Source organism: Sulfitobacter maritimus, assembly GCF_013346665.1.
GTDB classification, from domain to species: Bacteria; Pseudomonadota; Alphaproteobacteria; order Rhodobacterales; family Rhodobacteraceae; genus Sulfitobacter; species Sulfitobacter maritimus.
This window is the reverse complement of sequence record NZ_JABVBB010000032.1, coordinates 21088-44846: the sequence shown is the minus strand read 5'-3', so window position 1 is coordinate 44846 and position 23759 is coordinate 21088. Positions and strand designations below refer to the sequence as shown.

General features: G+C 56.4%; 21 protein-coding genes. 8 read left to right on the top strand and 13 right to left on the bottom strand.

The genetic code is table 11. The features are described 5' to 3' along the window. Window positions 1–21 precede the first annotated feature (21 nt). Entirely contained in the window at window positions 22–660 is a 639-nt protein-coding gene (locus HTT03_RS09440; protein WP_174859599.1) for a hypothetical protein, read from the top strand. Window positions 661–807: 147 nt separating this feature from the next. Here the strand turns inward: HTT03_RS09440 and HTT03_RS09435 are convergent, their stop codons facing one another. Next, entirely contained in the window at window positions 808–1335 is a 528-nt protein-coding gene (locus HTT03_RS09435; protein ID WP_174859598.1) for a hypothetical protein, read from the bottom strand. Window positions 1336–1469: 134 nt separating this feature from the next. After that, the gene (locus HTT03_RS09430; RefSeq protein ID WP_174859597.1) at window positions 1470–1679 is read right to left on the bottom strand and encodes a hypothetical protein; all 210 of its coding nucleotides are present in this window, start codon (window positions 1677–1679) and stop codon (window positions 1470–1472) included. Between the two features lie 517 nt (window positions 1680–2196). Between HTT03_RS09430 and HTT03_RS09425 the strand changes: the two genes are divergently transcribed. Beyond that, on the top strand, window positions 2197–3711 hold the full coding sequence (locus tag HTT03_RS09425) for a coiled-coil domain-containing protein (RefSeq protein WP_174859596.1): 1515 nt from the start codon (window positions 2197–2199) through the stop codon (window positions 3709–3711). A gap of 762 nt (window positions 3712–4473) precedes the next feature. Here HTT03_RS09425 and HTT03_RS09420 read toward each other — a convergent pair. From HTT03_RS09420 to HTT03_RS09395, 6 genes are all read right to left on the bottom strand, one after another. Next, window positions 4474–4689: a hypothetical protein gene (locus tag HTT03_RS09420; protein WP_174859595.1), complete on the bottom strand. Its 216-nt coding sequence runs from the start codon at window positions 4687–4689 to the stop codon at window positions 4474–4476. Window positions 4690–4977: 288 nt separating this feature from the next. Next, window positions 4978–5145 (bottom strand): hypothetical protein, encoded by a 168-nt coding sequence (locus tag HTT03_RS09415; RefSeq protein WP_174859594.1) that lies wholly within the window; start codon window positions 5143–5145, stop codon window positions 4978–4980. A 219-nt stretch (window positions 5146–5364) separates the two neighbouring features. Continuing rightward, window positions 5365–6354, bottom strand: coding sequence for an NAD-dependent epimerase/dehydratase family protein (locus tag HTT03_RS09410; RefSeq protein ID WP_217482788.1), 990 nt, complete (start codon window positions 6352–6354; stop codon window positions 5365–5367). Window positions 6355–6391: 37 nt separating this feature from the next. Further along, window positions 6392–7408 (bottom strand): GumC domain-containing protein, encoded by a 1017-nt coding sequence (locus tag HTT03_RS09405; protein WP_174859592.1) that lies wholly within the window; start codon window positions 7406–7408, stop codon window positions 6392–6394. After that, the gene (locus HTT03_RS09400; protein WP_174859591.1) at window positions 7395–8861 is read right to left on the bottom strand and encodes an O-antigen ligase family protein; all 1467 of its coding nucleotides are present in this window, start codon (window positions 8859–8861) and stop codon (window positions 7395–7397) included. Before HTT03_RS09400 ends, HTT03_RS09405 begins: the two co-directional genes overlap by 14 nt. A gap of 5 nt (window positions 8862–8866) precedes the next feature. Then, on the bottom strand, window positions 8867–9568 hold the full coding sequence (locus tag HTT03_RS09395; protein WP_174859590.1) for a sugar transferase: 702 nt from the start codon (window positions 9566–9568) through the stop codon (window positions 8867–8869). A gap of 594 nt (window positions 9569–10162) precedes the next feature. Here HTT03_RS09395 and HTT03_RS09390 point away from each other — a divergent pair. Further along, window positions 10163–11314 (top strand): glycosyltransferase, encoded by a 1152-nt coding sequence (locus HTT03_RS09390; RefSeq protein ID WP_174859589.1) that lies wholly within the window; start codon window positions 10163–10165, stop codon window positions 11312–11314. Window positions 11315–11324: 10 nt separating this feature from the next. On the opposite strand, the gene HTT03_RS09385 is transcribed toward HTT03_RS09390, so the two are convergent. After that, window positions 11325–12452, bottom strand: a complete 1128-nt coding sequence (locus tag HTT03_RS09385) for a glycosyltransferase family 4 protein (RefSeq protein ID WP_174859588.1) — start codon at window positions 12450–12452, stop codon at window positions 11325–11327. Between the two features lie 84 nt (window positions 12453–12536). On the opposite strand from HTT03_RS09385, the gene HTT03_RS09380 reads away from it, so the two are divergent. Both HTT03_RS09380 and HTT03_RS18895 read left to right on the top strand, forming a co-directional pair. Then, on the top strand, window positions 12537–13730 hold the full coding sequence (locus HTT03_RS09380) for a glycosyltransferase (protein WP_174859587.1): 1194 nt from the start codon (window positions 12537–12539) through the stop codon (window positions 13728–13730). After that, a complete protein-coding gene (locus HTT03_RS18895) occupies window positions 13727–14968 on the top strand; it encodes a glycosyltransferase (protein ID WP_174859586.1) in 1242 nt (413 codons plus the stop codon). Before HTT03_RS09380 ends, HTT03_RS18895 begins: the two co-directional genes overlap by 4 nt. Here the strand turns inward: HTT03_RS18895 and HTT03_RS09370 are convergent. Further along, window positions 14922–15767 (bottom strand): polysaccharide deacetylase family protein, encoded by an 846-nt coding sequence (locus HTT03_RS09370; RefSeq protein WP_174859585.1) that lies wholly within the window; start codon window positions 15765–15767, stop codon window positions 14922–14924. The two genes, HTT03_RS18895 and HTT03_RS09370, sit on opposite strands and share 47 nt — an antisense overlap. A gap of 334 nt (window positions 15768–16101) precedes the next feature. On the opposite strand from HTT03_RS09370, the gene HTT03_RS09365 reads away from it, so the two are divergent. The 3 genes from HTT03_RS09365 (at window position 16102) to HTT03_RS09355 (ending at window position 20278) form a co-directional block, all read left to right on the top strand. Beyond that, window positions 16102–17592 (top strand): lipopolysaccharide biosynthesis protein, encoded by a 1491-nt coding sequence (locus HTT03_RS09365; protein WP_174859584.1) that lies wholly within the window; start codon window positions 16102–16104, stop codon window positions 17590–17592. Next, window positions 17589–18644 carry a hypothetical protein gene (locus HTT03_RS09360; RefSeq protein ID WP_174859583.1) on the top strand — a complete coding sequence of 352 codons (1056 nt, stop codon included), beginning with the start codon at window positions 17589–17591 and terminating at the stop codon, window positions 18642–18644. Before HTT03_RS09365 ends, HTT03_RS09360 begins: the two co-directional genes overlap by 4 nt. Window positions 18645–18907: 263 nt before the next feature. Further along, the gene (locus tag HTT03_RS09355; RefSeq protein ID WP_174859582.1) at window positions 18908–20278 is read left to right on the top strand and encodes an oligosaccharide flippase family protein; all 1371 of its coding nucleotides are present in this window, start codon (window positions 18908–18910) and stop codon (window positions 20276–20278) included. A 1-nt stretch (window position 20279) separates the two neighbouring features. On the opposite strand, the gene HTT03_RS09350 is transcribed toward HTT03_RS09355, so the two are convergent. The 3 genes from HTT03_RS09350 to HTT03_RS09340 form a co-directional block, all read right to left on the bottom strand. After that, entirely contained in the window at window positions 20280–20942 is a 663-nt protein-coding gene (locus HTT03_RS09350) for a hypothetical protein (protein WP_217482787.1), read from the bottom strand. An 85-nt stretch (window positions 20943–21027) separates the two neighbouring features. Next, window positions 21028–21960 carry a phosphotransferase gene (locus HTT03_RS09345; protein ID WP_174859581.1) on the bottom strand — a complete coding sequence of 311 codons (933 nt, stop codon included), beginning with the start codon at window positions 21958–21960 and terminating at the stop codon, window positions 21028–21030. 194 nt (window positions 21961–22154) lie between these two features. Continuing rightward, the gene (locus HTT03_RS09340; protein ID WP_174859580.1) at window positions 22155–23603 is read right to left on the bottom strand and encodes a mannose-1-phosphate guanylyltransferase/mannose-6-phosphate isomerase; all 1449 of its coding nucleotides are present in this window, start codon (window positions 23601–23603) and stop codon (window positions 22155–22157) included. Window positions 23604–23759: the final 156 nt, after the last annotated feature.

Sequence of the window (23759 nt, the reverse complement as noted above, 5' to 3'; positions counted from 1 at the left end):
ACATTGATCGTAAGAGCCAGATTGAAGTTCGCAAAGCCTAGAGCCGCGACATTCTTGCTTGCATCCATTATTCTCGCTTGCGCCACCTCCACATCCGCTTTGGAGTTGGAAAAAGGGGATGCGAAGCGTATCTTTCAGTTTGACACAGTCCAGATGCGAGAAAACCAGCAGATGGCATACGCAAGCTTCAAGAAGCGGACAGACTTCAACGCGGCCTTCGCCGTCAGCCTCTCAAGTCCGGCATGGGGAGCACAGGCATCTTCGAACCTAGAGCACTCCAAAACGATCGCTTTGGCCCGTTGCAACCAATACACCGAGAACAACGATTGTCGGGTTTTGGCAGTTGCCGTTCCAAATAGCGTAGAAACGCTTTCCGGTAACGTAAGAGCCCTGACGCCAAGCCAAAAGGCATACATTCAGAAGCAATACTTTAAGACCTCTATTTTGGAGGGAAAAAAATATTCCGTCTTGGCCGGCAACTCGCTTTATGTCGTCGCACGAACCAAGCGCACCCATTACGACCGTGCCGTATCGGATGCCATGTCTGACTGCGAAAGATACTCATCCCGCCTCAAGGGGACGCTGCATCGTGACGTATACGATGCAATGCAGCAAAGCGGCGCGCTCGAGTGCTACGTGCTCCACGCCGTCGGGGGCTAGGTTGCCCGCAACCGTTTGAGAAAATGCGCTTCGTCACCGTTCGGCTGCGCGGGTACACATGAAAAGGCGCAGACCCGATCCGGATCTGCACCGATCTATTTGAAAAGCCGGTAGGGACGCGGCTCAGTCAACCTACCTGAACCGCGATCAGGGGTCTACGACACCACTGGAGGTGTTCACTTTGGCCAAACCTTCCGCAACAACGTCGGCGAAGGTCGAAACCATGGCAGCGTAGAAGTCAGCCTCCGAAGGAGGAACCGCCACGTAACCTTCAGGGACGATCTGATCTGCGCTTGCCGCAGCAACCTTCACTGAAAAACTCCGACCGCTGTTTTCACCGGTCGGGCTCGTAATGTCGACAACTCCTTCGAGTTGGTTGAACAGACGATCATCGCCCAACATGGTTGCGCCGTTCAGCGCGATCTTCCGAATACCGATATTGATTTCCGGGTCAGCGCCATCGCTGCTCAGCGGCACCCGTTTGGCCACCTCAGCGCGCACATCCTCCGCCAGATCAGGGTAAAACTGAATGCCGTTGCTTTCCGCTGCTGCGGAAACCGAGGTCTCAACATTGATCCCCGAGATCTGGATCGGGTCATCAGCAGATGCGGCACCCCCGAGTGCAATCGCACTGACACCGGCTGCAAAAGCCATCGTTCTAATTGTCGTGAGCATGTTTCTACTCCTCGCTCTTCCCTGCGCGCGGTGGGCCATTCCTCCGCGGGTGGGTCATATTAAGAACTGTGCTTGGGTGTTTTGGGTTCCCCTGCCGCAAAGAGGAGGTCAGTCTCTTAGTTCAGCAAGGGGTCTCAAGGGCTTTGAGGTTTTTCCCCATCCTTCGTAATAACGGAGGGAGTACCGACAGCGCCATCAGCTTCCTGCTCAACGCGTAGCGAAAGATCAATCGTCCCTGATAACTTGCCAAGTTCGTAGAAAAACGCAGCCACGGCCAAACCGGCGAGAACAAGCACCCCATGATAGGCGGCCGGCAGAAAGACGAGAATGCTGATGATCCACACGATATTTCTTTGTTTCAAAGCCCTGATCCCCTACGATCAATTCGAAAGCCAATGCCCTGCCACAGCAGGTGCGCTAACCGCTACAGCCACACATCAGGGCAAATGGATCGTCGAAGCAGATGTCCAAACGTCTGAGCTTTCAATGCTTCCAACGTAAAAGCAGCCGAACCTCTCGGCAATGTTTTTCACGGCGTACTCATGACCAATGGGAATTGTACCATATGTGTAGCCATCAGCACATTAGCCCTTATGGCAGCGCGGGTATCCTGCCTTTCCCCTCGAATATTCGTTACACAGGTGAAAATCGCGAGTTGGAAGCGGAGGTGCCAGGCAGATCTGGGGCTAAGCACGGCCGGGCCATCTGGATTGCCTCTGCCAAAGAAGGCTTTAATGACAAGATCCGCTTCGCTCGGTTCAGCCAGGTTTAGGTGAGAGCGATATATACTGAGAAACACCCACCAGATCTGGGGTGACATCCGCGAAACCCAGCCTAGCTAGAGGCATACGAGAGGGGAGTATGACGTTGGCAGACACGCAAGAGAAATCCGGAAAGAACCAGCCCCAAAAGCCCGAGAGCAGCCGCGCCAGCCTTATTGCCTTTGCTCTGTTCGCAGCACTTGGCTGGATATGGGGAGGGTACCAGAATATTGCCCTTTCTGACCTGGAAGACGAAATGAACCGTCAGATTGAAGCGGCTACGCTCGAGCGCGATGAAGTGGCCGCCGCCCTCGCGGCCTTGGAGACGGCCTCTGGCGAGTTGGATAGCCTTGAAACGCGCATCGAGACGTCCAGCGGTGAGCTCGCAGGCCTGAAAGAGCAGCGCGAGGCGGCCGAGCGGGACTTTGAGGCCGAACTGGCAGCCTTGGCAGAGCGCAAAGCCAGCGCGGAAACCAAGCTGAACGCAGATCTCGCCGATATGACCACCCAGATTGAGGCCGCACGTAAAGATTTTGAAGCCGAACTCACCACGCTTACCGCGCAGCGCAACGCCGCCCTAAAGGAGACCGAGGCGGCCCAGAGTTCTCTTGAAGAAACCCGCTCACAGCTCAAGCAATCGACCACGCAGCTCGAAAACCAACGGGATGAGCTTGCAGAGATCGAAAAAGTGATAGGGACGCGCCAATCCGCACGGGAGAAGACAGAAGCGGCGCTGAGTAAAGTCACTCAAGAACTTGAATCAGTGGGGGAACGACTTAAGGAAGCGCGCGCGCAAGAAAGCGCGCAGCGTGACACCCTTGCCACGCTGCAACAAGAGGCGGCTGAGCTCAGCAAGGCGCTGGCCGATGCTGAATCCCGCATCCAAACAGCCCGCCGTGCCGAAGCCGAGACCCAGGAAACCTCCGTCAAGCTGACCGAAGAAGTCAGCGGCCTTGCGAAGGAAAAAGAGCGACTGACGAAAGCGGTCTCCGAGCTCGCCACCCGCCGCTCCGCCTTGCAGTCCGATGTCACCGCTGCTGAAGAACAGCGCGCGAAAGTGCAGTCTGAACTGCGTGACGTCACGGAGCTTCTCGAGGTTCGTTCGGATGAGTTGCTCAATGTGGAGCGCCGTATTGCTGCGCAACAGGAGATGGAGCAAAAGGGGCCCCTGGCACAGGCCCAGGAGACAGCATCGCGGGGCACGAAAGCTCGAGAAAGCAATTCAGGTGCCCCCTCCCCTACAGATACGCAAGACGCAAAACAGGGCCAAACCACTGCTTCTGAAGACACGTCGCGTGACGCTTCGGACGAAGTCCAGCCCGCTTTTGCTGCGGGCACATACCGTACCGGCGAAATTAACGCCCGTTTTCGTCCCGAGGGCGCGTTCCGGATGCGCAATGAGAAGCGTGGGACTGAAGTGAAGGGCCGGTATGCCACGCAACAAGGCATGTTGGTCCTATCGAACCCTGAAGGAGATCTGCGCCCCGGTGTGCGCTTTCCGTTGCGCTGTGCCGTAGCTGCCAAGAATGAGGGGTTCACATTACAAGACGTCGAGGGGGAAGGTTCTTCTTGTGGTCCTTTGGCTGGGACGATCTTTGAGAGAGTGCAAAACTAAGCGCCAAGAAAACTTCCTTTGGCAAAAGTCAGGGGCAAAACGCATGCTCAAAGATCCATGTGTTTGCCCCTACTTTTTGGCCCGGGCACGCCAACAACAGCGCTCAGGTCGGTATGGGTAGATGTCTTACATCATGAAGGGGTCGTCCCAGCACCCTCACGAGGGGCATCCGAAACTCCCATCCTGAGCATCAGAGGCAGCCCATGGTAATCATTGATGACCGCCCCAGCGGGCGTCATGCTTGTCTTTGTTCCAACAAAGAGGGTCATGGCTGCAGAGGCGGTGGCCTGATCATTGCTATTGATAGAACAGCCTTGGCCTGAGGAGCAGGTCGTCAGAGCGAAGTGATTGGCACTTGGGCAGCATCTCTCACGCGCGATCCCTATAGCCTCGCCCCCAAAGCCATTGCTCCGCACATTTTGGGATATTGCTCAGAGACCGCCGCCTCGTATAATCTACCTGCGGAATGTTCGCCCGCATCTGGGACACTCAAGCTTGGCCTCCATCCAGCTTTCGGTGTCTTTTTGATAAATCCCGTGGCCAAGGATCCAACAGATGGGTCGCAGCAGCCTGAGCCTCAAGCCCCGCCCCCGGTCGGGTTCTTTCCATGTTATTCGCGCCATTTTCCCATCCATCGTTCACTCCCTTCTGAAGCCTCCCGCAGCGCTTTGGACACGCACAAAGCGTTCCCTTGCGCCATTGAAAACTCCTTGCGGTGCAAAAATCAACTGGAAGGGTTGAGCCTGGCCCAAAGATGCGGGCTCAGTCGATCTCGATACCAGCTTTGTCAGCCAGAGCCCGAATGATCAAAGCGGCATCTGACATGACATTTCCTGCCAAGCGTGGCGTACGACCAATGTCCGCCATCTGCATGTCACCAAGTGCCCCGATCACTTCTGATATCGTGTCAGGATCTAAGGCTTCATCGCCCAAGGTAAGACCACTATGCCGCGGCACGCTAATGGGTCCCCTCGACATGGGAATCCGAGAATACCGTTTGGGGAGGTAGCGCGCGCAAACCCTCGGATTTGAGTTCGATCTCATTCATGACTTGAACGGTCAGGCGATAGATTTGCATAAGGCATCCTATGCGCTTCTGAGGCGCGCCGCATTTATTCGTTAAATTTATGGATATCGCTTATGAAGTTTTTCATCATAACGCTCGCCTTTTTACTGGCAGCATGCAACTCTCACACCGATGGAGAACTGCCTGTCATGCATGATCCTTCGACGGACCAGATGCGCCCCTGCGCGCATCTCGGGATATTAGGCGATTGCCAGCATTTCTTGTGAAGAAGCCTTGACTTCGCCTTGAATCGGACGACCTGCAAACTGACCGCTTCCGGTCGACACAACAACGCTGCCGTCTTCCAAGTTACGCACGAACGTACCCTGAACTTGAATGTAGTCACTGATCAGGATGGTCCGGATCATAAGGTTTCTCCTTCATGTTGTGGGTGCAGTATATTTCCCAATGCACATGCCGTAAAGCGGGTATAAGAGCCAAATGAGCTTACTTGCGCTTGTGTGCCAGCTCCGTTCAAGTGGGATCGCAGGAACGGATAAAGGCCATCACGGAATACAGCCCTTGCGGGGGGAAGTTCCCCCTCCCAAAGGATCAGGGGCCTATTTCCGGATTTGTCTGAGTTTCCTTTACAGCCTCGGTTCGGGCTCCACGCGGTGGCGGGGGGAAGTTTTGTTACTTGCGCGGAGCACCAGCAGTTGGCGCAGCCTGTCTGGGTTGTAGGTCTTGATGAGACCAAGCTTCAAAGATGTTTTCGCAACGGCCCCCATCCGCTGCATGGCCTCTAGCGGCATCCCGCGAGAATGCCGAATATCACCGGCTTTTGCAGCGACGTGAACAAACTGTGCCCGCTCGTCCAAGATGTCTTCAAGCAAAGCAATCAGCTCAAGCAGGGATGTCGCACGCCCAGTGGATATATTGAAAATTGCCGGTCGACGGTTGTGCAGCCCCATGGCTGCCAGAAAGAAGCGCACCGCATCTTCGACGAAGACGAAATCCCTTGTCTGCTTCCCATCTCCGAACACATGAAATGGCTCTTGCTTCTGTATCCGGTCGGCAAAGATGGATATCACGCCTGAATATGGCGAACTCGGGTCCTGTCCCGGCCCATACACATTGAAGGGCCGCAGGCCGACTGTCCGCACCCCATACATCAGCTGAGCCACACGGGCATGCAACTCACAGCCATATTTATCGGCACCGTAAGGGGTCTGGGGCGCCGCACGGCGGTGCTCCATGAGAGGCGAATGGCCGGCATCTCCGTAGACAGCTGCGGAAGACGCATAGACAACCGGTACTTTTCCCAATTCGCGCGCGGCCTCAAATACAGTAACGGCGCCGGCCTGGTTCGTAAGGTGGCCCTCCCGCCATTGTTCGCTGCATTTTTGAACCGAGGCAACGGCTGCCAGGTGGAAGACCCCGTGAACCCCATGCATCGCTTCAGCTACCGCGTCAGGATCACGCACATCGCCAATAATGAACCGGCAATCTTCAGGCAAACGCGCGCCAAGGCCAGAAGAAAGGTCATCGAGGACGACCACCTCATCGCCCCGCGCCTTCAAAGCATGGCAAAGGTGCGATCCAATGAAGCCGCATCCGCCTGTCACGAGATACTTCATCACGCTCTCCTCGTTCCTACCAAAACGCGCTGCGAGGTCACGTCACCTTCTCGCTTTCCTTCACGCCCAGATCTGGCTGGGCTGCGCCCGACCGAGTTCTTGAAAAATACTGCAGGAAATCGTCGGTCTGTCTTTGGGGCTTCAAAACAATCTTGAGCCACTCCCAAGCGAAAATTGTCGCGGAGAGAGCCATGAATGCTGCAAGCGCGGCCAAGCCCGCTTGAGCGAGAGGCGCAATACCCAAGGGGTCTTGCGCGGCTTGGGGCGGATCAAGCACTTCGATCACCGGTCCCTGTCCGCTCTCTATCTGGGCAGCAAGCTGATACTCCCCGCGTAGCTGCGCGATGCGACGATAGCGCTCCTCTGTCAGTGCCAAGTCGGTATCCAAACTGGTCTGTGCTGAAGCCGTCAAAACGCCCCCCCTCTCCATGCGACCAGCCTCACCGGGAGCGGCAGCCGCCTTCAAGCGCTCGCCGCGAAGGCGCATCAAATCCGCTGCCGCGGCGACCTCAGCTTCTCTCAAAGTCTCAGAGGGATCATTCACAAGCAGCTTTGTGCGCTCTGTCAAATAGTTGCCCAGCAGGACGTTTACGAATGCCTCCGTCATGCCGCGCTCTTCGTGCCGATAAGCCACTCTGACGAGATATGTGCCCTCAACCCGCTTGATGCTCAGCCGGTCAGCCGCATATTTTGCGAACCCAACCTTTTCAGCCCGCTTTTGCTCGCCTGGAAACCGTTTGAGCGTTTCAGCCAGAACTCTGCGGCTGCCAAGGATTTCCATTTCGGTATGAATGGCTTCATTGATGGCCACACGGACCGGCTCCCCTTTCCATGAGCTGATTGCTGCATTGCTTGGTAAATACTCCCGGCCAAAACGGAAGATAAGCGAACTGTCAGCCTGATGTAGCACCGGCCTTTGCGAGGCGAGGACAAAGACAACCGCCCCGCACATGATGGCGCCTGCGAGCAGCACAAGCCAGTGCCGCATCACACCGCGAAATGCGTGTAAGTTCGGGCGTCTGTGGCGAAGTCCTGTTGGATCAATGGCTTGCATAACCACCTCCTTCCGTCTCATCTTCATAGGTCCATAAATCCCCCTCCCGAGCCTGCGCCGACGTAGACAGCGGGGCTATTTGCGCTACGGAAAAACAGAGCGCAATGAGCAGCCATAAATACATCGGGAAGGCTTCATGGAGGAAAAGCGAAGTACTGGCATAGGCCAGCAGCGCGTAGAGCAATGCGCGCACCATGGGTGTGGCAGCCCCGCCTCTTGCCCGCGCACGCAGAGCGCAAAAAAGAGCGCCCCCCGCAGTAAGCAGATAAATCAAAGTCCCCACGAGCCCGCGTTCGGCCAAGAGCTCCAACAAGAGGCTATGGGCTTCGCGATCCGCGCCCCGCGCCATCAATCCGAAATGACGCGCTGCATCTTGGTAGAGCCCCTCGTATTGACCAACACCAATCCCGAACATTGGGTGCTCAAGAAAGAGGTAGATGGCCAAAACCATTTCGGACAAACGACCGCTTATCGCGGTGTCCTGCAAATAGCCCTCACTGCGCAAAAGGGCGATAATATCAGAAGACGCAACCGACAGCCGCTCGAGATAGGAACCATCTACCGCGAACAATAATAATGACAAAGCAGCGCCCGTGAATAGGAGAAGTCGCCAACGTCCGTAACTGTAAGCAACTACGAGCACTGCAAAGCCGATAAGAGCACCCCGGGAATATGTAAGTAACAAGGCAGCAACACCAGCACAAAGCGCGATCACGCATAGAATTTTCCACACAATAGAAGCGCTCCTTGCCGCCCCCATGATGGCAAACGGCAAAGAAATTAAGAGTACCTGAGCATAGTAGTTGGGATCGGTCAGGGGGCCATCAATGCGCCAGTAATCTACATCTCCTACGATGTGATGGTAGGTAGCAGCACCAAATCCACCGAAAGATAGGTGATAAAGATCGAAGATATACTGAATGACAGAAATGCCGGACATGAACGCCAAGGCGAGGACAATACCCGCTAGAGCGCCTTTGATCCGAGGGATATCTATGAGTAAAATCAGCACTATGAGAGTGATCAAGCCATGCTTGATAATCTCAACGGCAAACTGCATTCCCGCCCCAAAGGAAACTTGCAATAAGACAAACGCAGCATTGAGCAACAGCAAAGATGCAAAAATTCCACAGGTTGCACCTGGCAAGCGCCTTTGAGAAAGATCGTTCACAAAGAGAACGACCAGCAAGAGTAACAACAGCTCGGTTAGATAGTCAAACCCATGCACCAGCGAAAAGACCTGTTGAGCGTTGGTGAAAAAGCAGAAAAACACGAAAGCGATCGCCAAGGGCGGTCTTGCAACCATCCAGATCACAATTGGAATAACCGTAAAGGCGCCCAAGATCATGGGGGCCGGGAGCTCAATAACGTTCGAGACCACGGCGATAGAAGATACCGCAGCCACTAAGGTTAGTAAAAATATACCCTCGAAATGCGCGGTATTTATACCCATGCCCCTCATTTTCCATCAGGCGCGGTTAGGAGCTTCACCGTGAGCTTGACCAGTAGCTTGATATCTGCGGTCAGACTGTAACGGGCGATATAGTCGAGCTCTTGGCGGCATTTTTCATCAAAGGGCGCATGACGGCCCGATAACTGTGCAGGCCCGGCGATACCCGGGGTTACCGATAAGCGAGAAAGCTGCCAGGGCTTGTAGTCTTCGGGCCGGGCGGAACAGGCACGCGGGCCGACAAGCGACATCTCTCCTCGCAACACGTTAAAAAGCTGAGGAAATTCATCAAGACTCGTTGTCCGGAGGAACTGCCCGACCCTTGTGATCCTGGGGTCTCGGGTTAGCTTGAACTCAGGCCAAGTGACTTCATTCAAATGGGACAGCGAGGCGCGCAGAGCGTCTGCATCCTCTTGCATGGAGCGAAACTTAAACATGAAGAAAGGTGCGCCAAGATACCCGGTGCGACGTTGCGCATAAAACACCGACCCTTTACTCTCAATCTTTATCGCAATCGAGATCAGCAGAAAAAGCGGGATCAGAAGAGGCAGTGCTGCCAATATGAATACAATATCAAATGAGCGTTTGGCGACCTTCTGATAGGATGTCCGCCCATCTACCAGCGAAGCATATCCGGTGCTCCCCTCGTCAAATATATACTGAGATCCAGCGGGTAGAGAGCTGGCATCTTGTACTAGTAATGCACACATCGCGCCAATCCTTAGACTGGCCTGTTATAAATTCTGCCTCGGTCGTTTAGGAATCCCGCAAGATAACTAATTATGTCAGAAAACTCTGATCACATCCTCAACAAAGGACACTCACAAAACTCTGAGATCCGACGGTGTTCCCGATATCTATTCTTACATCGTTTCAATAAGCTGCGGATCATTGACAAGGTTATGCCACATTTCCGATTCCGGCAACGCTGTCTATCTCGTCAAGAAGTTGAACACAGGCCGGTGGCCTCTCCCAACCCAGTATCGGTGAACCTAATACCCCACAAGAAGTATCTAAATCCTATATTATACCTATATATTGTGTCCCTATCTTTGATATCCGGTGCCTAATCATTTGGGATTAGCCCCCTTGGCTAGCGCTGCGCTCTTTGCTTTCCGCAGGGACAATTCCAGAGACATCGCGGAATTCCGAAGATTTTGCGCTATACTCAAACTGCGCCCTGCATTGTCTGCCGCTTAAGGGACGAATGCGCATCCATGAAAAGACTTTTCTTCTTACAAATAGCGCATCTAGTATAGGAACAACCGGCATTCGAGCATCCTGAACCATAGGAAGCCACTATTATGACCAGCCTTATCCTTATTACGATTATATGCGTATTTCTTCAATTGTATCACTACGTATTTTATCCGTTGATTATCGCTGCATTTGCAAGATTCAAGAAGCGCCGGGATTCCCAGACCCAAATCCAGGAGTTCAGTGTATCTCTCATCATCTGCGCCTACGACGAAGCGGGGATCATCTCCCAAAAGCTATCAAACAGCATTGCACTCGATCCTCCTCCCGACGAAATCATCTTGATCTGTGATGGGTCTACGGATGGGACGGAACAGGTGGCCAGAGCCCTGGCAGCAAGGCAAGATCACATCACTGTGCTCTACCGGCCGGAGCGTCAGGGGAAATCAGCGGCCATGAACCGGGCGGCAGCAAAGGCCTCGGGGGACATTATGCTCTTCTCTGACGCCAATGCGATCTATGCCTCGAATGCTGTCGAGGCGATCAGACGGGGCTTTAGCGATCCGAGCGTCGCAGTGGTCAGCGGAGCTAAACACACCAAAGGTGCAGATGGTGTGGGGGTGGGCGACAGTCTTTACTGGCGCTACGAAGCCTGGATCAGGCGGTGTGAGACACGCATTGGCTCCACAGTAGCCTCCGTAGGAGAGATCATCGCCGTGAGGCGCAAAGATTGGCGCCCCATCCCAGGCGGCACCGTAAATGATGATGCATGGTTGACCCTTTCCAATCTTGCGCGCGGACGCCGGGTGGTATTCGCCCCCGAAGCGCATAGCTATGAGCCCGCCAGCGCAGACCATGATCTGGAAACCCAACGCCGACGCCGCATGAATGCTGGAAGGCTGCGTTTGATCGGCCGCGCGGAGAACTGGCCATGGAGATACCCTTGGCCATTGTTTGCTTTCCTATCGCATAAAGTTCTACGCCTTTTCTTGCCGATTTTCATGCTCCTGGGCTTTGCCACCAATTTTGCCGTCGTGTTGCAGGAAGCCGCTCCACGCATCATGGAACATCTTTTCGCCCTCCAACTGGCGGGAGCGGCGCTCATACTGGTGGGCGGGGTGGCAGCGCGCCGATCCTGGCGCCTGCGCCTTCCACTGGCGGCCTACCATGTATATCGCGGCAATATCGCAGCGCTTTTTGCCATGTGGGATATCTTGCGCGGAAAATCTTACGCTATTTGGGAGAAACCTGCGCGGTAGTCTTCAGAGCTCAGCGGGCAAGGCTGTCACCACGGTAGGCGGCAAGGGTGCTCTCCATCATCCGATCAATGCCGAAGTCTCGAAGCACCATGGCCTGAGCGGCAACCCCAACGGTGTGCCTTTTGTTCGCATTTTCTCTTAAGCATTCAAGGTAACGCGCTAATGCGCTGTCATTCCCTCCTTCAAAGACAAACCCCGTCTCGCCGTCTTTCAGGACAGAAGTGATCCCGGGCAGATCAGAGGCAAGAACCGGTACCGCTTGCCGACAGGCTTCGAGCACCGAATATGGCAAGGCTTCGCTGTCAGAAGGTTGGCAAAGCAAATCTAGCCCAGCAAGGACAGCGGGTATGTCGGTTTGGAAGCCGCCAAAATACACTTGGTCCTCAAGCCCCAGGCTATGCACCTGCGCACGAAGGGCTGCCTCGTCCCGTCCTGTCCCGGCGATATAGAGACGCAGATCGGTCAGGCCCTTTTTCTTCAGATGACTTATCGCCGTAAAAAGGTGGCGATGCCCTTTCACCGTCTCCAGCCGACCCACTGTGCCGAGAAGGATCCCCCCCGTTGGCCAACCAGCGGCTTGCCTCAAATCATGAGCACGAACCGAAGCGGTCAGCGGCTCCAACCCGTTTTGGCTCAACACCACTTGGCTTGAAGCGCGAACAAAATGCCGCTTCAGGTAGCCATCCACCACATGGTTCACAGCAATAAAGCAAAAACCCGAACGGGCACAAAACCGCAGCGCGCCCTCGTGTAGATGGCGCCGCGGAAAGTCAGGATGCGTTTGGCGGTAGACTGAATGGACAGTTGCCACACGAGAGGGCAAACGAAGAACCCGCCCGGCAAGGGCAGCCCAATATTGAGATTGCATATTATGCGCGTCAATGACCCGGCTGCGCTCTTTGCGTGCAAGCTTAACAAGCTCTAAAGCAAGCCGGGGATCACCTCGGGCAAAGCGAAAAGCCCGTGCAGAGAGGCCTTCTTCGCGCAATCTTTGGTGCAGCGTCGTGCCTTCCAAGACCGCCACGACATAAGAGATGTTCTGCGAGGCCAACCAGCGCGCCGTCTGTAGCACCCGAACATCTGCGCCCCCGAAAGACCGGGAAAAGCAGACGATCAAGACGGGTCCGATCGTTTTCATACCAAGCTTCCCTAGAAGATGTGGTAGGTTGGTCCGGTATTTAGGACTGACTACGCAGGTCTACCCTTCTCAATCGGGCTGTTCATGACAAGGAATTTCTGCACGCCGCTTCTGACGAAAAACGCCGCAAGGCGGCGGATCATCCATTTAATCGACGGGCTCGGCCATGGCGGAGCAGAACGACTGCTGACGCCGATCCTCGGCGGCTTGCGCAATGCGGGGTATGACGCCAGTGTTGCAACGTTCCAAGAAAAGGATGGCAATCCGGAGATCGAGCGGCTTCAAGATCAGGGCATACCGGTCACGCTCATGCCGATCACAAAGATCCGACGGCTTGATCAGATCCACGCCGCTTGGCGCGACCTGCGCGCCAAGGACCCTGCCCTCATTCACGCGCACCTGCAATATGCCATTATTCTAGCAGGGGGGCTCAGCCGATGGGCGCATATTCCAACTGTCGCGACACTCCATACGGACGGCTTTGAGAGCCGCTCTTTTGGCGGCACCTTGCGTATGGCGCTGATGAAGCACAGCCTAAACGACTGGATCTCCCGAACGATCGCTCTGTCGCCTGCTTCGCGCGCGCAGGCGCAGACTCAAGGCTTGTGTCGGGCCCAGCTGATGGTGCTGCCAAACGGGATCAATCTCGCACGCTTCGGCCCCGGGTCCCAAGACCACAAAAGTCGGCAGGCGATGCGCGCTTCACTTGGCATCGGCGACGAGGAAACACTCGCACTCTGCGTCGCGGTTCTGCGCCCCGAAAAGGGTATCGACCGGCTCCTTATGGCTCTCTCAAAGCTGGTACCAGAAAAACAGGCCCTGCAAACTTTGATCATCGGCGAAGGGTCTGAGCGGCACCAACTCGAACTGCAGGCTCAAAAGTTGGGCATAAGTGCAAACGTGCAATTTCTTGGGTATCGCAACGATATCGCTGACCTGATGAAGGCGGCGGACCTTTTTGTGTTGCCAACCTTGGCAGATGCGCTGCCAACCGTCGTCATCGAAGCCATGGCCAGCGGCCTGCCGATCATCGCCAGCGCTGTGGGAGGAATTCCGCATATGGTGGAGAATGGCACAGAAGGTGTGTTGGTTCCACCAGATGACCCGGCAGCCCTTACGGCTGCATTAAGTAGCCTGACCCGCTGTCGCACGGAGCGCCTGGCCCGGGGCCAAGCCGCTCGCCGACGCGCCGAAAAGGAATTTTCCCTGGAGGTCCAGATTGAGCGCCTGAGCCAGCTTTACGAAGGACTTATCCAAAAAACGGGCCAAGTCAGGTGAAAATTACAGTCGTCGAAACCGACGCGAAGGGCGGGCTTATCCATTTTGCCTACCATCTCGCAGAGGCATTAGGCGAACAAGGACATGAGACAACACTTGTCACAGGCGAAGCTTTTGAACTGGCAGAACGCCAAGGGGCGATCCCTGTCGCCCCGATCCTGAAACTCTGGCCTCAAATCGAGGCAAATTCTCAGATTGGGCAGGATGGGATCGCGCGTATCAAGCGCAAGCTCCGGCGCGCATGGCGGGGTATGGTACTGATCCGGGAGTGGACACGGCTGACGGTCTATCTTTTGCGAGAACGGCCGGATGTCGCTATCTTTAGCGTAATTCGCTTTCCGTTTCTCTTCGTGTTCTTGGCGACCTTACGGCTTGCGGGGATCCGCCTCTCCCAGATCTGCCACGAATTTGCACAGCGAGACCGACAGACCGGCCCAATGGCGCATCTTGGGCATCTGGCCCAAGGTATGGGCTACCGCTGCTTTGAGACAATCTTTTTCCTCGCAAAAGACACACAGGAAGAATTCCATAAAACCTACCGTTTCTCCGGGAGATCCTGCGTTCTTCCCCATCCTCCACAACTCATTTTTCATGATGTCGCAGCCCCCCCCCAAGAGCTTCGAGACATGTTCAAGATTGACCCATCTAACAAGGTAGTCCTGTTCTTTGGACTGCTCAGACCCAGCAAAGGGGTCGATCACCTGCTCGAGGCCTTTGCGCAGGTACCAACACGACATAATGCGCGACTTGTTATCAGCGGCTACCCGACAAAGATGTTCGACACGCAAGCGCTCCGTCGGCGCGCCAAATCACTCGGGATCGAAGCACGCTGTCGTTTCCACTTTGACTATCTACCAAATGAGAAAGTTAGCCCTTTGATGGAGATGGCGGACCTCGTCGTATTTCCATATCGCAACGCCACGGCAAGTGGCGTGCTGGCTTTGGCGCAGAGCTTTGCCAAACCCGTCATCGCCACCCGGGTAGGAGGCTTGATGGAGGCGGTGACGGATGGGGAAACGGGCATTACGGTCCCGCCCGAAGACCCAACCGCAATCGCCAAGGCGATCGACGATCTCCTTGCGCATCCCGACAAAGCGCGCCGACTTGGCCAGAATGCAAAGCGGGTATTGGCCCATGAGCGCTCTTGGGCAGTGGCAGCGGCACGTGTGTCGGCGCAGCTTACGCCAAAAGTCAGAGATGTCGCTGAGACCGCCGGCGGTTCGACCCAAGGCGACTGAGCCTCGATTTAACAGAGGCCTTCCGCAGCTTCCAACGCAGAATGGACCAAGTATCGGATGCGCCAATGGCAAAGCGGCCCAGACGGAACGCATCTGAGCCTGCCGTGTTCGGCTGCGCATTTGTGGCCACCGCATGATTGATGCCCAGCTTTCGCAATATGGCAATCGCACGCGCGTCAAAATCCTGGCTGCGCCCGTTTGGATAGGCAAAGCCGACACATTCCCCTCCATTCAAGCGCCGTAGGCTCTCAACAGACCCCGCGATCTCGGTTTCGAGAGCCTTTTGATCCAGAGCTGACAGAATGGGGTGGGTGACCGTATGCGCGCCGAACTGGAAAATACCCTTGTGTCGCGCTGCAGCGATCTCCGCCGAGGACACCATGGTAAAATCCGTGCCCGGGGCCGTGGACGGGTTCACCGGAACCTCCAGAGCGTGCTCGATCTCTTCCGCAATTGCCCCGGGATCTTGTGGACTTAAAGACTTTGCTGCCGCCTGCAATCTGGCATTGGCTGCGCTTTTGTCTCTCTTATCTACCAAGGGAAAATCATGATCGCGCCAGTACAAGGAAGTAAGCGCAGTGCGTTGCACGGCTTGCAAGATGCGGTTGGGCCAAAGCAATTTTTCGCTATCGATAAAACCGGTGGTCACAAAAAGCGTAGCAGGAAACCCGAAACGTTCGAGAATGGGGCCAGCAACGGTCAGGTTGTTGCGATAGCCGTCGTCAAAAGTGATGGCGACGGTCTCTCTTTCTAGCTCCCCCCTGGCTTGGGCCGCCAGCGCCGCATCGAGCGCCAGCACGTCATACCGGCTCCGGCTCAGACCTCGCATGTGCTCTTCAAATCGGCCGGCCGACAGAAAACAGAAATCTTCGACTGGCCTAGGAGTGTCACAGACGGCATGGTAACAAAGCACCCAAAGGCGAGCCTGTCTTCTACGTCTACCTTTGACCATTCCCGTTCGCTCTATTTTGGATAGCCTGCTGGCTCACCTGGAAATCCAAGGCTACCAGAAATTCTACAAAAAATCACCAAGACCCGCCTGACCTACGAAGAGGATGGGCAGAGCCTGACTTTTCTGGCACGCTTTGCCCGACCCATCATATTTCGGTGGGGCCTGTTCGGAGCATGGCCAGATGTCTCGCGTACCCCAGCCCCAACCGTCCCACGGCCTTGGCCGACAAGCTGCACGGGGGGCCTCCGTTACATTGCTCAGCTATATAGGCTCCCGCCTGCTGAACCTCGTCTCGGTCATCTTGCTCGCCCGCTACCTCCACCCGGAAGAGATGGGGCTGATTGCCGCCGCCGTCTTGGCCATCGAAATGGTGGACATGCTGCGCGATTTGGGCTTCCGCGAGGCGCTGATCTATAACCGAGACCAATCCCAATCGTCTTTGAACACCGGGTTCATCCTATTTATAGCCCTTGGAATCGCGCAGGCTGTTCTGGTCCTGGGGGCAGCGCAGCTGGCGCCTATGGTTGTGGAAGACCTTCTGATCGTCAGTCTTCTGACCTGGCTCGCGCTGATCTTTCCAATCAATACCGCAGGCGCGATACAAGAAGCACTTTTGCAGAAGTCATTCCAGTTCGGTCGACTGGCAATAGCTGAAATCACTTCTGTTGCGGTGAAATGCGCCGTCATCCTGCTGATGCTGGAACTGGGCTATGGCATCGCCAGCTTTGTCCTTGCCATGTTGATCAGCCGGGCTGTGCGCGTGGTCTTGCTCTGGGCCGCTTCGGATTGGCGCCCGACGGGGCCCCTGTGGGCCCCCAAAGCGGCGAAGTTTCTTTTTGCCTATGGGCGCCATATCGTGGCGGTCAGCATTCTTTTTGTGCTGCGCAGACGCTCGGACCAAATGGCAATCGTAGCCGCCCTGGGAGATGTGCAACTGGGTCTTTACTATATGGCTGCACGCCTGCCCGATATTGCGATCCTCGGGATCTGCGCCACGCTGACCAAAGTGATTTTCCCATCCCTTACCGCGGTCGCTGAAGATGTGCCGCGGTTGGGCAGGGCGTACCTCAAAACGCTGACGGCCAGCATGATGATCATGGCGCCGATCTCTCTCGGTCTCGCGGCCGTCGCCCCCCTCGCGGTCCTGGTCTTGTTCGGCGAAAAATGGACGGATGCGGTCCCGGTGCTGGCCGTGCTCGCATTGACCGGCATTCCCATCACTTTGGGATGGACGGCAGGCGACGTTCTAAAGGCAACCGGACGCCCCTCACTTCTGTCAAAAATCTCCATCGCGGAAACTGGCGTGGGACTGCCGCTGGTTTGGCTGGTCGCTGGCGTAACGCGCGATATTCTCAGCGTGGCCCTCGCCGTGATGCTCGTAGAATGCCTTGCAGCCGTTTTGCGCATCTGGGTCATGCGCAGCTATTGGGAGGTCCGGGCGACGGAAACCCTCCGTGCCATTGCAATGCCGGTGATCGCAGCGCTGGCCCTCGCGGGCGTGGTGCGCCTTCTCGAACCACATTTGGTCCAACTGCTGGGTCAAACAACTGCGCTCGGGACCGCTGTGCTGTTGGGATCGTTGCTTTACGCTGTCCTCATATTTATTATCGATCCAAAGACCGTGTTCTCCGTTTTGTCACTGTTCCGCAAGGAGGCACTGACTGAAAAATGAAAAACCCACCCGGCCTCTCCTTTTGGCGGCAACGCAGCCTGCGGATAAGCATTCAGCTCCTGGCTTGTCTGCTCCTGCTCGGTCTCGCATCCCCCGGACAAAGCACTGATATCGCTTCCGTCTTGGCTGATCTTCAGGCACGGGCCGCAAGCTACAAGCGCCCTTATGGTTCTGCGGCCCCCTGGAACATTCCAGTCAGAGGTCTGCCAATTCATGACAAGAGTGCCTATTACGCCCAGCTGATGTGGCAAGATGCCCCCAACACCAAAGGCAATTACAACCTCAGCTTCGTCACCTATACCTACCCAGTCTACAAAGCCGCAGATGCCGCCGGGGTCATAGAAGTCCGCACGCGCTGGCGCTCGAACATCAATCGCAAAAAGATCCCCTGGCACCCCAGTTGGCGACCCGCAGCCGGCAACGATGGCCAGGTCATTGTTCTTGATGAAGCGAGAGGATTGGAATGGAACCTCTTTCAGGTCAAACCACGACGCCATCATCTTCTCGTCACCAACGGCAACCGTGTTCCCGGAGACTACCGCTCTCGCACCAAAGGCTATGAACCCTCACGGGGCATCGGCATTCCTTATCTTGCCATGCTGGTTCGTCCCGAAGAGATCTTCCGAGGTCGCATCGAGCACGCGCTTTCCATGCCAATCTCCAATCCCGATGGCAGATATTATCTGCCTCCCGCCACCAAACTTGAAAATGCCCATGGGGGCGAAGGGATCCCCCTTGGAATGCGCTTCGCTCTGCGGGTCAGTGATGCCGAAATCGAAACCTGGGTCCGCAGCCTGAGCGGCGCCTCCAAGGGCACACAGCGCTCCGCACGCATTATCGCCCGCGCCTTGCGCGACTACGGCTGGTTCGTCACCGACACCTCCGGAAGTGCAAGTTTCCAGTTTGAATCCACCCTGACTGCAGGACCAGAGTGGAAACTATTGGGCTTGGGAAACGCGCAGATCGGTGACCGGGTGTTGCCCAGAGACCTGCTCGATGGCCTCATCCGCCCTGAACGCATCTATGTCATAGCTCCGAGCAACAAATACTGATGGTCATCGTAAGAAACGTCGACAGGTAAGCCGCAGACGTCGTCGTCTCACCTTTGCGCAGTGACGTTCGGTAGCGACCAGTGACTTTTTTGCGTAAACCCGAGGCGCTTTCGCAGGTGTCCGATAGCAGAATGCGGGTCATCCCCCCCCTCGCACAATGCATTCTGATCGCCCCGCCCCGCGAGGCAAATGACGACACTGTGATTTACGCCACCCCGGACTACCGGTACTTCTAACCACAGCGATGTGGGAGCATTCGGCGCATGACACTGCAAGATTCAGGTGTGAACAATCAGTCGGTCGTCAGGCGCGTGCTGCAAAGCTCAAGCTGGATCGGGCTGGGAGCTCTGGCCTCCCAAGGAATGAGGCTGGCCGGCAATCTCGTCCTAACCCGGCTGCTTTTTCCCGAAGCCTTCGGCCTGATGGCCCTCGTGACCATGTTTATCGTCGGCGCGAAGATGTTCTCGGATCTTGGCATCCGCCCCTGGATTCAAAAAGATCATAGAGGAGACGATCCGGTCTTTCTCGACACGGCCTGGACGCTCCAGGTCGCGCGAGGTGTCATCCTGTGGGGGCTCAGCTGCGTGATGGCCTGGCCTGTCGCGAACTTCTTTGATGAGCCTCTGCTGGCCACCATCCTGCCGATCGCAGGGCTGGAGCTCATCGCAGCGGGACTGATGCCCACCCGCATCGCCACTGCGCATCGTCATCTTCAAGTGGGGCGGGTCACACAGTTCGAGCTTCTCGGTCAGGCTGGCGGCCTCTTATTCACCTTGTTGCTCGCCTGGCAGCTGCAATCGGTATGGGCGCTCGTTTGGGGGAGCCTTGCCAGCAGCCTGATGCTGCTCATTCTGATGCAGCTCGGCTTGCCCGGCCATAAGAACCGCCTTTTGTGGAACTCCAAAGCGGCGACCGAGCTGATAACTTTTGGAAAATGGATTTTCTTCAGCACCATCTGCGGCTTCATCGTGGCCCAGGGCGACAAGATCATCTTAGGAAAGTTTCTCAGCGCAGAAGCCCTCGGGATCTATACCATCGGTTTTTTTCTCGCGAGCTTCCCGGTCATGCTCACACAGAAGGTCTCGAGCAAAGTTTTGATCCCGCTCTACCGCGAACACCCCCCCGCTGCTTCACCCCAAAATTTCGCCAAGATCAGAAAGCTCAGATTTGCCGTTACTGCGGGATTGTTTGCCCTCCTGATCCTTTTAAGCCTCTTGGGCCCCCACCTCGTCGAGCTTTTGTATGACGTGCGCTATGCCACCTCCGGCGTGATACTTGTCTTGGTCGCCTGTGCGCAGATGCCCCTGGCTGTGGGACTGACATACACCCACGCCGCCTTGGCCCACGGGAACTCCCGGCAGTTCTTCATGGTAACTTTGGTGAAAGCCGCGCTCATGCTTTCGCTGATGCTCTCAGGCACCTATTTCTTCGGGATGGTAGGCGCGATTGGCGGGCAGGCCGCAGCGCATTTTCTGTCTCTGCCCGCGATCATCTGGCTCGCCCGGACGTATCGCGCATGGGACGGGCTTCACGACATGGTGTTTCTAGGGCTCATGGTTGCGTTCGGCAGTGCCGCGATCTGGATTCACCGGTCTGACATCTTGGCCCTCATCCAAACTGGCGTTGGCGGGTGATCTAAGTACCGGCCTGATACCTTCGCTCGATCTCTTTCAGCGCGGCTGAAACAGCCTCTGCCTCGTTGCTACTGCTGGCCGCCAATACCGCCGCAAGCCACTGGCGGTGGACGCCCATCACTTTGACCGGAAAGACACCCGCCGCCCCCACCACCTTGGCTGCAGCCAGCCTGTGGGTCCCATGCGCCGTCTTGATGAGCGTGCCGTCGCGTCCGATCATCGCTTCGGGATAATCTGCTCCCTCCCTCTGGCGGTAGCCCTCTTGCCTCATCGTGGCCAGTATCTTGATCAGATAGCCCTCAAAAAGCCGATCCAGTTCTGCAGGATCCTGGGCGACGAGATCCTTATGAGAAAACTGCCCTTTCTCTGAAATCGCCTGTAGCCCGCGCTGGTACCAGAACGACTGCCTGTAATCTGGCAAGCACTCATAAAGGTCTTTCATCAGCTGGAACTCTTCGCGCTCCTCGAACGGCTTGCTTTTTAAGTCCCACTGGCCCCCGAAAACCCCTTTGCGCGACAAAAAACCCTTCAGACGGAAGACCACATGATGAGTGAAGAGGCGCGGCAGGTTCACGGCCGACCAGACCACCCACTTCAGATGGGGCTCCAGCGTATGTTGCTCCAAGACATGCGGATCGACATATAAGACAATGGGAGAGAACATACGGTTTTGCTTTATCATACAGACATTTAAGCTGAATATGCGAAAAATTTCCAAGCCAAAGTAAAGTTAAATCCAGCCCCCATCCTCACTTGCAGACTTTCAGAGCAAAATCGATCGTCTCAACGGCCATCCGGCGGAACAGGTCTTCGGGAAAAAACTCGAGCTGCGCCTGGGTTGCGCCCAAAGCGCAAAGCACGCAAGACACCGCATCAACAGGCTCTGCCTCTATCTGATCGAGCTGTTCTCGCACGTGGACCTTGACGAGACGCATCGCCGGATTGCTGCTGAGCGCAAACCGGAAAAGGTCGAAAAACGGGTACCCCTTGCAATTTGCACCGGCCCAATCGATCACGCAAAAGGACCGCGAAGACCCGGCGGGAGCCAACATCACATTGGCCATCCACAGGTCTGAATGCTGAACACAGTGAACCGGCACCCATCGCCCGTTCTCGAGGCGCTCCGCCGCCCGATCTGCAGATCTTCTCAGGAGATCTGGATGCGCCGTATCCTCGATCAACTTCGTGAGATGGCCCGCGATCACCTGCCGCTCGGCCGCCGTGGCATAGGCATGGGTCTCGGCAAAGACGTCTGAGAGCCAGTCGAACACGTCAGGCCGGATGAGCTGCTTGGCCAGATACCGCGGCACCCGCCCCTGAGGCAGATCGGAAAGCATCGGCCAAACGGCAAAAGAGCGCCCCAAAACCACTCCGGTTTCCAAGGGTTCCAAAACGGGCTCCGCGCTGCGCTCAGACAAAAGCCCTCTGATACCTTCGATATTACGGACAGCCCGGGCTACTAGGTCCGGATTGCCGGCCCCTGAGACAGTGATGAACAGCGACGGTCTGCCCTCTGATACAAAGATCAGCTTTATCGTTGCATCCGCCGGTGGCGAGCGCGGCGCCGTCTCAGGCACAATCAATTCCAACGCACCCGCTCGGTCGATCAGCTCCGAACACCGGCGCAACGCATTCACCAAAGTCTCCGAACTGACAGGCTCAAGCAAATCGCCGATCTCCACGGGTTTATAATTCTGAGGTCTCCGCTACCCTATAGATAGTATGAGCCAATGCTAGGCCACCTCACGCCTAGACTAAGATATCTGAATGCCCGGGCATGCTTCGCCCTACAGATTGAGCGAGCGTCGGCACCGTCACCCCTTAGCAAAGTCATCCGGATCAGTCCGCCCGCATCAAGGCTTCGCAAAGCACCTGCTTATCCTTTTGCCCCCTGCCCGCGGGCGTATACATCCTCGTAGCGAATGATATCGTCTTCGCCGAGATAGCTGCCGGTCTGGACCTCGATCAGCACCATGGGAACTTTGCCCGGGTTTTCCATCCGGTGGACCGCTCCCAGAGGGATATAGACCGACTGGTTCTCGCTCACGAGCTGCACCTCCTTGTCGATTGTCACGCGGGCCGTACCCTCAACGACAATCCAATGCTCAGAGCGGTGATGATGACTTTGCAGACTGAGCGCGGCGCCGGGATGAACAACGATGCGTTTGACCTGGAACCGCGCGCCCACCACCAGGCTTTCGAACCACCCCCAGGGACGATAGTCCCGCGGCAGGGTTTCGGCCTGCGCAACCCCCTTGGCCTTAAGTGCCGCCACGGCCTTCTTCACATCCTGCGCACGGTCTTTATGCGCCACCAGAACCGCATCCGGCATTGCCACGGCAATGATGTCCTGCAGACCAATGCCCACAAGCTGTTGCTGGGGGGCTTCAGCGCGCAGCAATGTGTCATGACAATCGATCGCTGTCGCGGCCTCGGTAACCACCACACCCGCCTCGTCAGAGCCACATTCCCGCCAAACGGCATCCCAGCCCCCCAGGTCCGACCATCCGCCCGCGTAGGGCACCACGCTGAGATTGTCGGCTTTCTCCATCACTGCATAGTCGATCGAGATGTCCTCGACTTTGCGCCAGGCTTCAGGGTCAAGCCGAGTAAAGCCTAGATCCTGCGCCGCCCCCTCCACGGCCGCGCGCACCTGTTGCAGCATGGCCGGGGCATGGGTCTCAAAAGCCGCAATGATAGCCTTCACAGAGAACAAGAAGATCCCCGCATTCCACAGATGCCGCCCGTCCGCCAGCATGGCTTCGGCCGTGGACTTGTCGGGCTTTTCCACAAAGCGCTTGAGTGGTTGCGGCTTGGGCGCAAACCCCGCCGCCGGGGCCTCGCTCATCTCCAGCCAGCCATAGCCGGTTTCTGCGCGATCAGGACGAATGCCGAACGTTACAAGCCCGCCTTCCTGTGCCACCGCCGCCGCCGCCTGCACCGCCGCGCAAAACGTCTCCGCGTCGGGAATGACATGATCGGAAGGGGCGATCAGCATCAAGGCTTCGGGCGCACGGGCCTCAAGGCTCAAAGCCGCTGCCAGAATGGCAGGGGCGGTGTTGCGTCCCTCAGGCTCGATGAGAATGCCCGCAGGGGCAATCTCCACCGCCGCCAGTTGCTCTGTCACCACAAACCGAAAGTCCGATCCCGTCAGCACCATCGGGGCCGCAAAGCCTTCACCCGAAAGGCGCTCGGCCGAGGCCTGAAACAGGCTCTTGTCGCCCATCAATTCCGCGAACTGCTTGGGATAACTCTTGCGCGACAACGGCCAAAGCCGGGTGCCCGAGCCGCCCGCAAGCAAGATCGGGTGAACAATATGGGTCATGCAAATTCCTTCAGACAAACGACGCAAGATCACGCGACATCCTAGCCAAGCATAGATCAATCAACCGCTTCCTAAAGCGCTTTTTCTAATGTCAAAAGACCCACCAAGGGAGATCAAACGCCAAATCAGGCGGGAAGCGCACCGCGACAGGACATA

Bases quoted from the DNA above. Each gene is read 5' to 3' on its own strand.
- HTT03_RS09415 (WP_174859594.1), bottom strand. From the start codon at position 5,145: ATGATCCGGACCATCCTGATCAGTGACTACATTCAAGTTCAGGGTACG.
- HTT03_RS09390 (WP_174859589.1), top strand. From the start codon at position 10,163: ATGACCAGCCTTATCCTTATTACGATTATATGCGTATTTCTTCAATTG.
- HTT03_RS09360 (WP_174859583.1), top strand. From the start codon at position 17,589: ATGAAAAACCCACCCGGCCTCTCCTTTTGGCGGCAACGCAGCCTGCGG.
- HTT03_RS09420 (WP_174859595.1), bottom strand. From the start codon at position 4,689: ATGTCGAGGGGACCCATTAGCGTGCCGCGGCATAGTGGTCTTACCTTG.
- HTT03_RS09350 (WP_217482787.1), bottom strand. From the start codon at position 20,942: ATGTTCTCTCCCATTGTCTTATATGTCGATCCGCATGTCTTGGAGCAA.
- HTT03_RS09395 (WP_174859590.1), bottom strand. From the start codon at position 9,568: ATGTGTGCATTACTAGTACAAGATGCCAGCTCTCTACCCGCTGGATCT.
- HTT03_RS09410 (WP_217482788.1), bottom strand. From the start codon at position 6,354: ATGAAGTATCTCGTGACAGGCGGATGCGGCTTCATTGGATCGCACCTT.
- HTT03_RS09355 (WP_174859582.1), top strand. From the start codon at position 18,908: ATGACACTGCAAGATTCAGGTGTGAACAATCAGTCGGTCGTCAGGCGC.
- HTT03_RS09435 (WP_174859598.1), bottom strand. From the start codon at position 1,335: ATGCTCACGACAATTAGAACGATGGCTTTTGCAGCCGGTGTCAGTGCG.
- HTT03_RS09425 (WP_174859596.1), top strand. From the start codon at position 2,197: ATGACGTTGGCAGACACGCAAGAGAAATCCGGAAAGAACCAGCCCCAA.
- HTT03_RS09365 (WP_174859584.1), top strand. From the start codon at position 16,102: ATGTCTCGCGTACCCCAGCCCCAACCGTCCCACGGCCTTGGCCGACAA.
- HTT03_RS09340 (WP_174859580.1), bottom strand. From the start codon at position 23,603: ATGACCCATATTGTTCACCCGATCTTGCTTGCGGGCGGCTCGGGCACC.
- HTT03_RS09405 (WP_174859592.1), bottom strand. From the start codon at position 7,408: ATGCAAGCCATTGATCCAACAGGACTTCGCCACAGACGCCCGAACTTA.
- HTT03_RS09380 (WP_174859587.1), top strand. From the start codon at position 12,537: ATGACAAGGAATTTCTGCACGCCGCTTCTGACGAAAAACGCCGCAAGG.
- HTT03_RS09385 (WP_174859588.1), bottom strand. From the start codon at position 12,452: ATGAAAACGATCGGACCCGTCTTGATCGTCTGCTTTTCCCGGTCTTTC.
- HTT03_RS09400 (WP_174859591.1), bottom strand. From the start codon at position 8,861: ATGGGTATAAATACCGCGCATTTCGAGGGTATATTTTTACTAACCTTA.